Source organism: Nocardiopsis alba (assembly GCF_000710955.1).
GTDB classification, from domain to species: Bacteria; Actinomycetota; Actinomycetes; order Streptosporangiales; family Streptosporangiaceae; genus Nocardiopsis; species Nocardiopsis alba.
Genome location: NZ_BAZE01000001.1, coordinates 219,876 through 233,265, shown reverse-complemented (window position 1 = coordinate 233,265; position 13,390 = coordinate 219,876). Strand labels below are relative to the sequence as shown.

Below are 13,390 nucleotides of genomic sequence, written 5' to 3'. Positions count from 1 at the left end.
CCACGTCTCCGGTTCCGGAGCAGGTCGCTCACCTTCGACGAGCACTGTCGGTGGCCGCACGAGGATCCATCGACACCACCGGCAAGGCGAGAAGGAACATGACCGTCAACGACATCGACACCTCCCCTCTCTCGGAAACGGCACCGGCCGCACCGACCCCGCTCACCCTGGACCGCCTGGCCGGGTTGACCGCCGAGATCGCGGAGGAGGTCCGGCAGGGGCTTCACGAGATCCACTTCGACGCGGAGGAACGCTGGTCGGTCCGGCTGCGCGCGGACGACTACACCGACGTCTGGCTCATCTCCTGGACCCCCGACCAGTCCACCCGCCTGCACGATCACGCGGGTTCGCTCGGAGCTCTCACCGTCGTCACGGGCGAGCTGGTCGAACACCACTGGGACGGCGGACTCCGCGAACGCACCCTGGCCGAGGGCGAGGGAGGGCGCTTCCCTCTGGGGCACGTGCACGATGTCGTCAACACCTCGACCGCGCCGGCCGTGAGCGTGCACGCCTACTCGCCCCCGCTGACCGCCATGCACTACTACGAGGTCACCGACGGGGGCACGCTCCGTCGCACCGGGAGCATCCTCACCACCGACCCCGAGCCCGACGTCCCCACGCTGGAGGCCGCCCCCACAGCCCCGGCGGAGTCGGAGGAGGGAGGTCGATGAGCGCGATCGACCGACTCCTGGCCCGCGAACGATCCGCTCTGCGGCGCCTGGAACCGAAGGAGGCACGGCGCGCCGTGGACCGGGGAGCCCTTCTGGTCGACATCCGCCCGGTGACCGACCGCGAGGCCGAGGGCGAGATCCCCGGCGCCCTGGTCATCGACCGCAACGTCCTGGAATGGCGGCTGGATCCCACCGGCCCCGACCGGATCCCCGAGGCGGACTCGACCGATCGGCACATCGTGCTCTTCTGCAACGAGGGCTACGCCTCCAGCCTGGCCGCCGTCGGCCTCCACCGTCTGGGGCTGCCCCGGGCCACCGACCTGGTCGGCGGCTTCCGGGCGTGGAAGGCCGACGGCCTTCCGGTCACCCCACCGCACTCCCGACCATCCCCCCGAGCCGGGCGTTCTCGCGCCCGGAGAACGAGAAGGACATGAGCGAGACACCCTCCACCCCAACGCCCGAGTCCCCACCCGCACGTCGAGGCTTCCGGATCGGTGAGGACTGGGCGGCCACCCTCACCGGCCTCGTCCTACTCGGACTGGCCTTGGCCGGAGTCATCCCGGCGGGGCTGATCCCATGAGCGTCGAACGTCCCTCCGTCGAGAGCGTCGACGCCTCCGATTCCACACCCTCCTCCCCGCCCGAGCGGCGGAACCCCCTCGCCCTCTGGTCATGGACGGCGGTGGGCCTGGCGGTCGTCCTGGGGCTCGCCGCCACCACCCGTTTCCTGGAGTCCCGCGTCCCCGAACTGGCGGAGGGCACCGCCCTGGCCGGGTTCGCCGACGCGGTCGAGTACCCCGTGTACGCGATCGTCCTGGGGCTGCTCGGCAACCTGATCCTGTCCCTGCTCGGGCTGCGCGATCGGTTGGCGCCGGCGTTCCGGACCGAGTTCCTCATCAAGACCGGTCTGGTCCTGCTCGGCTCGACCGTCCTGTTCGACGTGATCGTCCGCGCCGCGGGTCCGGCGGTCCTTCAGGCGCTGGCCCTGGTCACCTCGGTGTTCCTGTTCACCTGGTGGCTCGGGGGCAGGGTCGGTCTGGACGACCGGCTCCGGGCGCTCCTGGCCTCCTCGGTGTCGATCTGCGGGGTCAGTGCCGCGATCGCCGCGGCCGGGGCGGTGCAGGCCAGGCGGGAGCAGCTCGCCTACACCGCCGGTCTGGTCATCCTGTTCGCGGTCCCCTCGATCTTCCTGCTGCCCTGGCTGGTCGAGGTGTTCGGGCTCAGTGGGGCCCAGGCCGGGGCCTGGATCGGCGGCAACATCGACACCACGGCGGCGGTGGCCGCCTCCGGGGCGATCGTGGGGGAGGAGGCGCTCCAGATCGCCTCCATCGTCAAGTCCACCCAGAACGTCCTGATGGGGGTGGTGGCCGTGCTGCTCACCGCCTACTTCGCCGTCAAGGTCGCTCCGGAAGGGCGGGCGAACCGTCCCGGGGTCCGTGCCCTGTGGGACCGTTTCCCCAAGTTCGTGCTGGGCTTCCTGATCGCCTCGGTGGTGGCCACCCTGTGGGCCGACAACGCCCCCGGGGACGCCCAGGCGGGGCTGGACACCGCCAAGGCGCTGCGCGACTGGTTCCTCATCGCCGCCTTCACCAGCATCGGCCTGGAGTTCAAGGCCGGTTCGTTGCGCGAGGCGGGCTGGAGGCCGATCGGCGTCTTCGCGGCCGCGACGGTCTTCAACCTGGTGGTGGGCCTGCTGCTGGCGGTCGTGCTCTTCCGGGGAGTGACGCTCTGAGACGGGGTCGGGGCCCGCGCTCGGATCGACGCGGGCCCTCGCACGGCCGACGAGAAGGGGCCGGCCGCCACGGGCGCTCGTGGCGGCCGGCCCCGGTCAGTTCTCTCGGGGCGGGTTCGGTGGTTGCGGCCCGCGGTAGATGTAGCCCACCTTCCGGACCGTGACGATGTGCTCTCCGGCGGCCCCGAGTTTGCGCCGCAGTCGGTGGATGTGCACGTCGATGGTGCGCGAATGGAGATCACGGCCCGAGCCCCAGATCCGCTCCAGGAGTTCGGCGCGGGTGACCGCCCGTCCGGGGGAGGCGGTCAGGCGGTCCAGGAGCTCGTACTCCTGGTAGGTCAGTTCGACCTCGGCGCCCCGGGCCCAGACCCTCCGGGCGCCCCGGTCCAGGAACAGGGGGCAGGCCTCCACCTCGGGCGGGACCGGGCGGTCGCGGGGGTGGGGTTCGTCCACGATGACCCCGTAGACCAGCATGTAGCGCCCGCTCTCGGGGAGGGGCAGGACGCCGAGGAGGGAGTGCTCCGACTCGTGAGGGCCGTCACCGGAGGCGGGGGCGACGGTCAGAGGTGCTCGCGGTGCGGCGGGACGACGGTCGGCTCCGGGGGAGGCGGTGTGTGCGCTGAGCATGGTCCCATGATGCGCCGGATTGTATGTAATATCTACCGGATTAGTTGGTAATCTGTTCTCTGTGGGGAACGCCACGCTCAAGACGGTCGAAAGGGAAATTTCCTACCAATAAGGTCGGCTAGTCTCTGAGCAGCGCTTCAGCGTTCCCCGCGGCACGCGGGTGCGTCGCGGCCGGCCACCGTCGGCCTCGGGCGCCGTCCGCGATCCTCCGTCCCACGATCACCAAGGAGTGCCCATGCGCACGACCTCCACCCTCATCGGTGCGGCCGCCCTCGTCTTCGCCGTCGCCGCCTGCGGTGCCCCCAGTGAGCAGGCCTCCGAGGCCTCCGAGGACGGTCAGGGTCCGCTTCGCGTCGGCGTCAGCCCGGTCCCGCACGGCGACATCCTCGCCTTCATCGACGAGAACCTCGCCGAGGAGGCCGGCCTGGAGCTGGACATCGTGGAGATCGCCGACTACAACACGCCCAACGCCCAGTTGGTCGACGGCGACCTCGACGCCAACTACTTCCAGCACCGCTCGTTCCTGAACGAGTGGGTCGAGAACGGCCCCGACGCCGACCTCGAGTACCTCACCGACGTGCACATCGAGCGTCTGGGTCTGTACTCCGAGCAGGTCGACGACGTCGCCGAACTGCCCGACGGCGCCGAGATCGCGGTCCCCAACGACCCCGCCAACCTGAACCGCGCGCTGGGCATCCTGGAGGCCGAGGGTCTGATCACCGTCGACCCCGACGCCGGTGAGACCGCCACCGAGAAGGACATCACCGACAACCCGCGCGACCTGGAGATCCGACCCCTGGAGGCGGCCCAGATCCCGCGTTCGATCGCCGACACCGACGCCGCGATCGTCAACGGCAACTACGCCATCGAGGCGGGGCTGACCGACGAGGCCGAGGTCCTGGCCTGGGAGCCCGAGGGCGACGACTACGTCGAGAAGTACGCCAACGGCCTCGTGGTCCTGGCGGAGAACAGCGACGACGAGCGCATCCGGATCCTGGCCGACCTGCTCCACGACGAGCGGGTCCTGGACTACATCCAGGAGACCTGGCAGGGAGTCGTCCTGGCCGTCGACGCCGATGGCGAGCCCATCGAGTGATCCTCGGGCGTCGTGGTCCCGTCCACGACGTCCTTCGAAAGGGGCGGCGGGGTCCTCGACCCCGCCGCCCCTTCGCGTGCCCGGGCCAGGTGGTCCGGGCCTTCGTGTTTTCGGAGGGGGCATGGGAGTGGCGCAGGTCACGGTGGGTGGGTTCATCCGATCTTCCACAAAACCTACTCATTAAGTAGAGTTTTCCTGTCAGGCTCCGACCTTCGAAGGACCCCCATGCGTATGCGTACCCCTGTGCTCTCGTCCGTCGCCGCCGCGGCGGCCATCGGACTGCTCGCCTCCGGATGCGGAGGGGCCGACGACGGCGGAGGGGCGGGCGGGGCCGACACCCTCACCCTCGGCTACTTCCCGAACATCACCCACGCGCCGGCCCTGGTCGGGGTGGAGGAGGGCTATCTCGCGGACGCCCTCGGCGACGTGGAGCTGTCCACCCAGACCTTCAACGCCGGTCCGGACGCCATCAACGCGCTCTTCTCCGGGGAGATCGACGCGACCTTCATCGGCCCCAACCCGGCCGTCAACGGCTGGTCCCAATCGGGGGGTACGGCCCTGCGGGTCATCGCCGGCTCCACCTCGGGCGGGGCCGGTCTGGTCGTGCGCGAGGGGATCGACGGGATCGAGGACCTGCCGGGCACCACCCTGTCCACGCCCCAGCTCGGCAACACCCAGGACGTGGCGTTGCGCTGGTTCGCCGAGGAGCAGGGGTGGGAGGTCGACACCGAGGGCGGCGGCGATCTGTCGATCGTCCCCCAGGGCAACGCCGAGATCGTCGACGCCTTCGTCCTCGGTGAGATCGATGGGGCCTGGGTCCCCGAACCGCACCTGAGTCGTCTGGTCGATGAGGCCGGCGGAAAGGTCCTCGTGGACGAGGCCGACCTGTGGCCCGAGGCCGATGGTGCCTTCGTGACCACCCACCTGATCGTCAACGCGGACTTCCTGGAGGACAACCCGGAGATCGTGGAGGATCTGCTGCGCGGCCACATCGAGACGGTCGACCGCGTCAACGAGGACCCTGAGGAGGCTCAGAGGGCGACCATCGCCCACCTGGGGGCGCTCACCGGTAGCGAGCCCGCCCCCGAGGTGGTCGCCTCGGCCTTCGACAACGTCACCTTCACCGTCGACCCGATCGCCGCCTCCCTGCGGGGCGGGGCCGAGCACGCCGAGGCGGTCGGCCTGCTCGACCCGGTCGACCTGGAGGGGATCTATGCGCTCGACCCGCTCAACGGTCTCCTCTCCGAGGCCGGTCGGGACGAGGTCGAGGGGTTCTAGGGGGCGGGGGTCCGGTCGGGCGGGGTGTATCCCCCCTTATCGGACCTTTTCAGTGGGGAATTGTCGTGGCGGTGCTTCCACAAAACCTACTTCTTAAGTAGAGTTTTCCCGTCCCACCACAGACACCCCCGATAAGGACCCCTGACATGCGTGTCTCCCCACCCCCGCCGAGAACCATCGTGGCCGCCGTCCTGGCTCTGAGCCTGGCCGCCACCGGCTGCGCGGGAGAGGGGAACGGGGCGGACGCCGACGGCTCCTCCCTCACCCTCGGCTACTTCCCGAACATCACCCACGCGCCGGCGCTGATCGGTGTCGAGGACGGCCTCTACGAAGAGGCCCTCGGAGACGTCGACTTCGACACCAGGACCTTCCACAACGGTCCCGACGCGGTCAACGCGCTCTTCTCCGGGGAGATCGACGCGGCCTTCCTCGGTCCCAACCCGGCCGTCAACGGCTGGTCCCAGTCCGGAGGGGAGGCCCTGCACATCATCGCCGGTGCCGCCGCCCAGGGGAGCGGACTCGTGGTCCGGGACGACATCGAGACCATCGACGATCTGCCCGGCCACACCTTCTCCACCCCGATGCTCGGAGGCACCCAGGACGTGGCGTTGCGCTGGTTCGCCCGGGAACAGGGGTGGGAGGTCGATACCGCCGGTGGGGGCGACCTGTCGATCATCCCCCAGGACAACCCCGACACCGTCGACGCCTTCGAACTCGGCGAGATCGACGGGGCCTGGATCCCCGAACCGCACCTGAGCCGGATCCTCGCCCAGGACGACGCCCACCTGCTCATCGACGAGCCCGACCTGTGGGAGGAGACGGACGGCATGTACGTCACCACCCTCCTCGTGGTCAACGCCGACTACCTGGAGAACAACCCCGAGACCGTGGCGGACCTGCTGCGCGGCCATGTCGAATCCGTCGACCGCATCGACGACGCTCCGGAGGAGGCGGCCGAGACCACCCGTCTCCACCTGGAGGACCTCACCGGCGGCACGCTCGACCCCGAGATCACCGCCACGGCCTTCGACAACGTCGCGTTCACCGTCGACCCCATCGTCCCCTCACTGCTCACCCAGGCCGAGCAGGCGGAGGCGATCGGTCTTCTGGACCCCGTCGACCTCACCGGAATCTACGCACTCGACCCGCTCAACGACGTCCTGGCCGAGGCCGGACGCGAGCCGGTCGTCGGGTTGGAAGGGTAAGGGCACCATGAGCACCATCACCGAGAGCCCCACCGGCACCAACGCCGTGCGGATCGACGACATCACCAAGGTGTTCGGACGCGGCGCGGGTGCCGTCACCGCCATCGACGGCATGTCCATCGAGATCCGCACCGGCGAGTTCCTCGCCATCCTGGGCGCCTCCGGATGCGGCAAGAGCACCCTCCTCTCGCTCGTGGCCGGGCTGGAACAGCCCACCGGCGGCAGCGTGGAGGTCGGCGACCACCGGGTCGCCATGATGTTCCAGGAGGCCGCGCTCTTCCCCTGGCTCACCGTGGGAGCCAACATCGAGGTCCCCATGAAGGTCAACAAGGTGCCCAGGGCCGAACGTGCGCGTCGTGTGGCCGAACTCCTGGACCTGGTGCGCCTGACCGGTTTCGAACGCAAGCGCCCCCACGAGCTCTCCGGCGGCATGCGTCAGCGGGTCGCCCTGGCCCGGGCCTTGGCCCAGGACGCCGACGTCCTGCTCATGGACGAGCCCTTCGGCGCCCTGGACGCCATGACCCGCGACATCCTCCACGACGAGCTGGAGCGGATCTGGCGGGAGCGGTCGCTGACCGTCATGTTCGTCACCCACAACGTGCGCGAGGCGGTGCGTCTGGGCGACAGGGTGGTCCTGCTGTCCAGTCGACCCGGCCGGGTCATCGCCGAGTTCGAGGTGGAGGGCGAGCGTCCGCGCCGCATCGACTCGGTTCAGATCGCGGAGCAGGCCGCCACCATCACCGACCGACTCCGCGAGGAGGTCTCCCGTCATGCCTGAGACGTCGACGAAGGACAGCGCCGTCCAAGGCCTGGACGCCCTCGAACTCCAGCCCCGGCGCGGTACCGCCGAGCGCGGCCCGGCCGAGGTGGCGCGGGGGATCTGGGCGGCCACCTGGCCCAAGCTCGCGGCCGTGGCCCTGGTGCTCCTGGCCTGGCAGGCCGTGGTGTGGAGCGGCTGGCGCTCCGAATGGGTCTTCCCCGGGCCGGACCGGGTCCTGCCCACGCTCTTCCACGAGATCACCACCCCCGAGTTCTGGGAGGCCGTGCGGGTCACCATGCGGCGGGCCTTCATCGGCTTCGCCCTGGCCCTGGCGGTGGGCGTGATCATCGGGTTGGCGGTCTCGCAGTTCAAACCGCTGCGGGTGGCCATCGGGTCGTTGATCACCGGCCTACAGACCATGCCGTCGATCGTGTGGTTCCCGTTCGCGATGCTGCTGTACGGCATCAGCGAGTCGGCCATCATGTTCGTGATCGTCCTGGGCGCGGCCCCCTCGATCGCGGGCGGTCTGACCTCGGGGATCGACTACGTCTCCCCGTCGCTGTTGCGGGCCGGCCAGGTGATGGGGCTGCGCGGAGTGCAGCGCTACCGCCTGCTGATCATCCCGGCGGCGCTGCCGATGTTCGTCACCGGACTCAAACAGGGCTGGGCGTTCGCCTGGCGTTCCCTGATGGCCGGTGAGCTGCTGGTCATCATCAATCAGCAGAACTCGATCGGTTGGGCGTTGAGCCAGGCGCGCCAGCTCAACGACGCCGAGCGGCTTCTCAGCTACATCATCATCGTGTTGGCGATCGGCATCGTGATCGACGTGTTCTTCAACTGGGCCGACCGCTCCCTGCGCCGCAGGTGGGGCATCACCCGCTAGAAGAGGGGTGACGGGGCCGCGGCGCAGGGGCCACGACCCCGTTCCCATGTCCGGCCGAGGCCGTCGCTGCCGGTGGGCCGCCCCTGACGACACGAGGCCCTCCACCGACACGGACGCGTCGGTGGAGGGCCTCGCGGTGCCCGATCTAGCCGTAGACGACCTGGTACAGACGCACGATCTCCTCGGCGGTGGGCACCCGGGGGTTGTTCCCCGGAGAGCCCGAGGCCAAGGCCTGTTCCGCCATCGTCGGGGCCGCCTCCCACCATTCGTCGGCGTCGATCCCGTACCCGTACGGGGTGGGCACGTCCAACTCCTCGTTGAGCAGTCGCAGCTCCCACACCAGGGCCCTGGTGGCCTCGCCGACACCACTGTCGTGAGCCGCCATCCCCATCGCCCGGGCGCAGTCGGCGTAGCGCTCGGGGGCGGAGGGCACCGAGAACTCGGTGACCGCCGGCAGGAGCATGGCGTTGGACAGCCCGTGCGCCACCTTGAACCGGGCGCCGATCGGCCTGCTCATCCCGTGGACCAGGGCGACGCTGGAGTTGGAGAAGGCCAACCCCGCCTGGGTGGCGCCGGCCATGACGGCCTCCCTGGCCACCCGGTCGTCCGGGTCGGCGTAGGCCGATCGCAGGTGGGCGAAGAGGAGGCGCATCGCCTCGCGGGCCAGGCCGTCCGAGATCGGGTTGGCCCGCCTGCTCACGTACGCCTCGATCGCGTGGGTGAGGGCGTCGATCCCCGTATCGGCGGTCAACCTGGGCGGCATGCCCAGGGTGAGTTCGAAGTCCACCAACGCCGCGCGCGGGAGCAGGGCGGCGCCCGCGCACAGCATCTTCTCGTCCGTCTCCGTGTCGATGATGATGCTGTAGCGGGTCGACTCCGACCCGCTGCCGGCCGTGGTCGGAACCGCCACCACCGGTAGAGCGGGGGCGTCGGTGACCACGGGGGCCTTGTAGTCGCGCATCCGGCCTCCGTGCGCTCCCACCAGGGCGATGGCCTTGGCGGTGTCGATGGGGCTGCCTCCGCCCACACCCACCAGACAGTCGAAGTCGCCCTCCCGCAATACGCGCACCCCGTGCTCCACCACCTCCGTGGTGGGGTCGGGCACGGTCTCGGAGAAGACTCCGGGGGAGAGCCCCGAATCGCGTAGCTCTCGCAGGATGCCGTGGAAGAAGGGCTGCTCGGCGACGAAGGGGTCGGTCACGACGAGGGGGCGGGACAGGTCGAAGGACTTCAGGACCTCGGCCAGTTCGGCCGAGGCCCCGGCACCCACGCGCATCACGCGGGGCAGGGCGATGGAAGCGGTCACGTCGATACCTCCGGGGGTCGGGAGTTCGGTACCGGTCCCCGTCCGGGACGTTCGGAGGGGGCGGCCGCCGGGACCGGGGACCTCGAACGGCACGCTCGGTGATCGTCTACGTACCCCCTCGTCGGCCCTGACACCTCCGGATCCTGTCCGGTTCCGGACCGTGATGGAGGTGGACGGCCGAGGGGCCGGCCGCCGCACGGCGACCGGCCCCTCGACGGGTTCGATTCAGCTGCGCACCAGCGGCGTGTCCACCAGGTGCTCGGCCACGAACCAGGCCTCCAGCTCGTTGGTCCGGATCACGTCCGAGACCAGGACGTCGTTGGTGCCGTCGTCGCCCATCTCCTGGACGCGGGCCGCGGCGTCGTGGCTGTCCTCCAGGATGGTCTCGTGCGCCTCCAGCAGACGGGAGAGCATCGCCGGGACCTCCTCGACACCGTTGGGCGGCCTCGGGATGGCGGTGATCTCCGCGACGTGTCTGGGGTCGCCCACCGCGACACCGCCCAGCGTCTGGACGCGTTCGGCGATCGTGTCGATGAGGGCGAGCTGCTCGTCGGCGTGCTTGTCCATGAGCAGATGCAGCTGGTAGAAGGTCTGGCCGCGCATCAGCCAGTGGTGCTTCTTGTAGAGGTCGTGCAGGATACGGGTGTCGCACAGCACCTGGTTGAGCCGCTGACACGAGTACATCCGCGCGTCGTAGGACAGACCGATCGGGAACTGGCGTACCGTCCCGAACTGCTGGATCTCCTCACCCCTCTGGTGGAGCCACGGCTGGCTGCTGCGGGGCTTCGGAGTCTGCTTCGCGCGCTGATCGGCGGTCGTCACGGCTGGATTCCCCCTCTGAGATCGGCGTGGAGCGGGCGCCAAGGTGCTCCGCCTGTCAGTCTCGAACACCGACCGTTGTCGCAAGAGAAAACCCACCCCATACCGGGGCAAGGCTTTGCCCTGGAGGCGGAACGCGGGGCGAGGGCCGCACTCGAAGGAAGGGTGTTCGCCCAGAGCGAACAGAGGTGCGTGAGGGGTGGGGGAGAGCCCTTTCCGCCGGAGCGCGGGGAGGCCGAGGTCGATGGTCGATGAGGGTCAACAGGGTGAAAAGCCCGCACAACAGCGGCGCAGCCTCAAGTCCGGACCCGCTCCGACATGGCAGTATGCGCACAGCGGTCACCAAGGCCGCACCAGGGGGAAGACGAGACGAAAGCGACGGGCCGGTCGGGTCCGGCGGGGGAAGAGGACGATGACGGTTCCCGACATCACACTGAACAACGGGCTCCGGATGCCGCAACTGGGCTTCGGCGTGTGGAAGGTGCCCGAGGAGTCCGTGACCGAGGTCGTCCTGGAGGCGTTCGCCGCCGGCTACCGCAGCATCGACACCGCGGCCGCCTACGGCAACGAGAAGGGGGTGGGCGAGGCCCTGCGCCGTTCGGGGCTGGAACGCGGCGACATGTTCGTCACCAGCAAGCTCGCCAACCCCGATCAGGGTTACGACTCGACCCTGCGCGCCTTCGACGCCTCACTGGAACGGCTCGGCCTGGAGGTCATCGACCTCTACCTCGTGCACTGGCCGCTGCCCCGGCGCGATCTGTACGTCTCCACCTGGAAGGCGCTGGAACGCCTGTACGCCGAAGGACGCGCACGCGCCATCGGTGTCTGCAACTTCCAGCCCACGCATCTGGAGCGGGTCATGGAGGAGGGCGGGATCGCCCCCATGGTCAACCAGATCGAGATGCATCCCCGACTCGCGCAGAAGGACATGCGCGAGTTCGACGCCGCGCACAACATCGTGACCGAGGCGTGGAGCCCCTTGGGGCAGGGGCGACTCCTGGACGAGGACGTGATCGTCGAGATCGCCGAGGAGCACGAGAAGACCCCGGCACAGGTCATACTGCGCTGGCACATGCAACTCGGCAACGTGGCCATCCCCAAGTCGGTGACCCCGGAGCGCATCCGGACCAACTTCGAGATCTTCGACTTCGAGCTCTCGGACGAGGAGATGGGCCGGATCGACGGACTCGACGAGGGGCACCGCTTCGGGCCCGATCCCGACACCTTCGACGAGTGAGCCGGGACGGCACGGAGGTCAGAGGCTAGCGGAGCTCGCGGAACCTACGGGCGCCGGTGAGCATGGCCTCGGTGCCGTTGCGGCGGGTACGGGCGACGTACACCGCGCCGCCGATGAAGATCGAGAGGAAGATCCCGACCACGACGGTCAGGGCCAGGACGGACAGCACGAAAGAGAACATGCGCTCATCGTAGCCGCACACCTGATGATCCCCCTCCAGGGGCACCGAGGTGAGCGCCCATCGACAGGGAAGGGCCGCTGATGGACCGCACTCCGCATGAGATCGTCAATCCGCTCAGTCTCTCCGACCCCATCGGTTACTCGCACGCGCTCGTGGTCACCCCCGGGCGCACGGTGTACATAGGAGGCCAGACCTCGCGCCGTATGGACGGTGTGCTCACCGGTGACTCCTTGGTCCAACAGTTCGACCAGGCACTGGCCAACATGGTGGAGGCGCTGCGGGCGGCCAAGGCCGAACCGACGCACGTGGTGAGCATGCGCGTGTACACGACCTCCATCGGCGTCTACCGGATCAACCTCAACACCCTGGGGTCGATCTACCGGCGCCATATGGGCCGCTACTACCCGCCGATGTCGGTCGTGGGGGTCACCGAACTGCTGACCTCGGGCGCCCAGGTCGAGCTGGAATGCCTCGCCGTCGTCCCGGACGTCTACATCGAAGAGGCACCGGAGGAGGCGTCACGAGAGTCGGTGGAGGAGGTCGACGCCACCTTCACCGGAGAGGCCTCCGATCGGGATCGGGACTGAGAGACTCCACCGAGGTTCCTTCGTCACGCGGCCGCCGGGACTCCCCGGCGGCCGCGTCGCGTGTGCGACCGGGGTGACCCGAGCGGACCAGCCACACCGCGGCCAGGCACACGCCCGACCCCGCCAGGGTGCCCGCGCTCACCGGATCGCCGAACATCAGCCAGGTCCACAGCATCGTGGTGGGAGGGGTGAGATAGAGCAGCGCCGACACGCGGGCGACGCCGCTGCGCGCCAGGTTGATCCAGTACAGCCCGTAGCCGCCCAGGGTCGACAGCACCACCACCCAGGCCACCGCGCCCCAGAAGCCCGGATCCGCCGGAGGGGCGAGGGTGCCGGTGACCGTCGCCAGGCCGACGAACAGCACCGCGCTCACCGAGCACTGCACCGCCAAGGCCTCGAACAGACCACCGCCGGGCCGGGTCCGCCGTTCCGTCAGGGTGGCGGCGACCAGGGAGAGCATCGCCCCCAGCGGCAACAGGTACGCCCACCAGGGGGCCGCGCCCGCGCCGACCAGGTCGGACCCCACCACCAGGGCCACCCCGCCCAGGCCCACGACCAGCCCCACGGCCTGACGTCGTCGGACCGCTTCGCCCAAGAGGGGCACGGCCAGGGCGGTGGCCACCATCGGTTGCAGGGCCGCGACCAGGGCACTGGTCCCGGCGGAGACCCCGTGCTCGGCGGCGGCCACCACGCCGTACAGGTAGCCGGCCTGGGCGAGTAGCCCCACCGTCCCGTGCAGGGCCAGGTCACGGCGGTCCATTCGAACACCCCGCCACAGGCACCAGGCGACGAGGAGCGCGGCCACGACGAGGAAGCGCCAGGCCAGCAGCGTGGTCGTGGGGGCGTGCCGGGTTCCGAGCTCGGCGCCGACGAAACCCGAGCTCCACATCACCACCAATCCCACGGCCAGAAGAGGGGCGAGCGGGTCGCGGAGGCGGCGCGGAACGCGGCGCGCGGTGTCGATGGGTTCCATGCCGCCGAGGTAAACACACCGGTCGGTATACTCACA

The 13,390-nt window shown here is 69.7% G+C and carries 16 protein-coding genes; 11 read left to right on the top strand and 5 right to left on the bottom strand.

What is annotated here, in order from left to right; genetic code table 11:
- Positions 1–98: 98 nt before the first annotated feature.
- The 4 genes from TR33_RS00910 to TR33_RS00900 are packed head-to-tail and all read left to right on the top strand — an operon-like array spanning position 99 to position 2,402.
- Positions 99–671 carry a cysteine dioxygenase gene (locus TR33_RS00910; RefSeq protein ID WP_193789600.1) on the top strand — a complete coding sequence of 191 codons (573 nt, stop codon included), beginning with the start codon at positions 99–101 and terminating at the stop codon, positions 669–671.
- A complete protein-coding gene (locus TR33_RS00905) occupies positions 668–1,105 on the top strand; it encodes a rhodanese-like domain-containing protein (protein ID WP_017533947.1) in 438 nt (145 codons plus the stop codon). The genes TR33_RS00910 and TR33_RS00905 overlap by 4 nt, the downstream gene beginning before the upstream one ends.
- A complete protein-coding gene (locus TR33_RS26815; protein ID WP_017533946.1) occupies positions 1,102–1,251 on the top strand; it encodes a hypothetical protein in 150 nt (49 codons plus the stop codon). The genes TR33_RS00905 and TR33_RS26815 overlap by 4 nt, the downstream gene beginning before the upstream one ends.
- The gene (locus TR33_RS00900; RefSeq protein WP_017533945.1) at positions 1,248–2,402 is read left to right on the top strand and encodes a YeiH family protein; all 1,155 of its coding nucleotides are present in this window, start codon (positions 1,248–1,250) and stop codon (positions 2,400–2,402) included. Before TR33_RS26815 ends, TR33_RS00900 begins: the two co-directional genes overlap by 4 nt.
- Before the next feature lie 96 nt (positions 2,403–2,498).
- Here TR33_RS00900 and TR33_RS00895 read toward each other — a convergent pair whose 3' ends face one another.
- A complete protein-coding gene (locus TR33_RS00895) occupies positions 2,499–3,029 on the bottom strand; it encodes a winged helix-turn-helix domain-containing protein (RefSeq protein ID WP_017533944.1) in 531 nt (176 codons plus the stop codon).
- 235 nt (positions 3,030–3,264) lie between these two features.
- On the opposite strand from TR33_RS00895, the gene TR33_RS00890 reads away from it, so the two are divergent.
- The 5 genes from TR33_RS00890 (at position 3,265) to TR33_RS00870 (ending at position 8,251) form a co-directional block, all read left to right on the top strand.
- A complete protein-coding gene (locus TR33_RS00890; protein ID WP_017533943.1) occupies positions 3,265–4,125 on the top strand; it encodes a MetQ/NlpA family ABC transporter substrate-binding protein in 861 nt (286 codons plus the stop codon).
- 225 nt (positions 4,126–4,350) lie between these two features.
- Positions 4,351–5,403: an ABC transporter substrate-binding protein gene (locus TR33_RS00885; protein ID WP_042280869.1), complete on the top strand. Its 1,053-nt coding sequence runs from the start codon at positions 4,351–4,353 to the stop codon at positions 5,401–5,403.
- A 146-nt stretch (positions 5,404–5,549) separates the two neighbouring features.
- A complete protein-coding gene (locus TR33_RS00880) occupies positions 5,550–6,608 on the top strand; it encodes an ABC transporter substrate-binding protein (protein ID WP_199806085.1) in 1,059 nt (352 codons plus the stop codon).
- Between the two features lie 7 nt (positions 6,609–6,615).
- Positions 6,616–7,386, top strand: coding sequence for an ABC transporter ATP-binding protein (locus TR33_RS00875; RefSeq protein WP_014913368.1), 771 nt, complete (start codon positions 6,616–6,618; stop codon positions 7,384–7,386).
- Positions 7,379–8,251, top strand: a complete 873-nt coding sequence (locus tag TR33_RS00870; RefSeq protein WP_042280864.1) for an ABC transporter permease — start codon at positions 7,379–7,381, stop codon at positions 8,249–8,251. The genes TR33_RS00875 and TR33_RS00870 overlap by 8 nt, the downstream gene beginning before the upstream one ends.
- Positions 8,252–8,396: 145 nt before the next feature.
- Here TR33_RS00870 and TR33_RS00865 read toward each other — a convergent pair whose 3' ends face one another.
- The gene (locus TR33_RS00865; protein ID WP_042281265.1) at positions 8,397–9,557 is read right to left on the bottom strand and encodes an iron-containing alcohol dehydrogenase; all 1,161 of its coding nucleotides are present in this window, start codon (positions 9,555–9,557) and stop codon (positions 8,397–8,399) included.
- Between the two features lie 225 nt (positions 9,558–9,782).
- Positions 9,783–10,379 carry a Dps family protein gene (locus tag TR33_RS00860; protein WP_014908543.1) on the bottom strand — a complete coding sequence of 199 codons (597 nt, stop codon included), beginning with the start codon at positions 10,377–10,379 and terminating at the stop codon, positions 9,783–9,785.
- Between the two features lie 409 nt (positions 10,380–10,788).
- Here TR33_RS00860 and TR33_RS00855 point away from each other — a divergent pair, with 409 nt between their 5' ends.
- On the top strand, positions 10,789–11,613 hold the full coding sequence (locus TR33_RS00855; protein WP_042280861.1) for an aldo/keto reductase: 825 nt from the start codon (positions 10,789–10,791) through the stop codon (positions 11,611–11,613).
- Positions 11,614–11,638: 25 nt separating this feature from the next.
- Here the strand turns inward: TR33_RS00855 and TR33_RS00850 are convergent, their stop codons facing one another.
- A complete protein-coding gene (locus tag TR33_RS00850; protein ID WP_187294478.1) occupies positions 11,639–11,794 on the bottom strand; it encodes a hypothetical protein in 156 nt (51 codons plus the stop codon).
- Positions 11,795–11,874: 80 nt separating this feature from the next.
- On the opposite strand from TR33_RS00850, the gene TR33_RS00845 reads away from it, so the two are divergent.
- Complete coding sequence (locus TR33_RS00845) at positions 11,875–12,381, top strand: RidA family protein (RefSeq protein WP_042280858.1); 507 nt, start codon at positions 11,875–11,877, stop codon at positions 12,379–12,381.
- Here the strand turns inward: TR33_RS00845 and TR33_RS00840 are convergent.
- Complete coding sequence (locus TR33_RS00840; protein ID WP_042280856.1) at positions 12,347–13,354, bottom strand: DMT family transporter; 1,008 nt, start codon at positions 13,352–13,354, stop codon at positions 12,347–12,349. The genes TR33_RS00845 and TR33_RS00840 overlap by 35 nt on opposite strands.
- Positions 13,355–13,390: the final 36 nt, after the last annotated feature.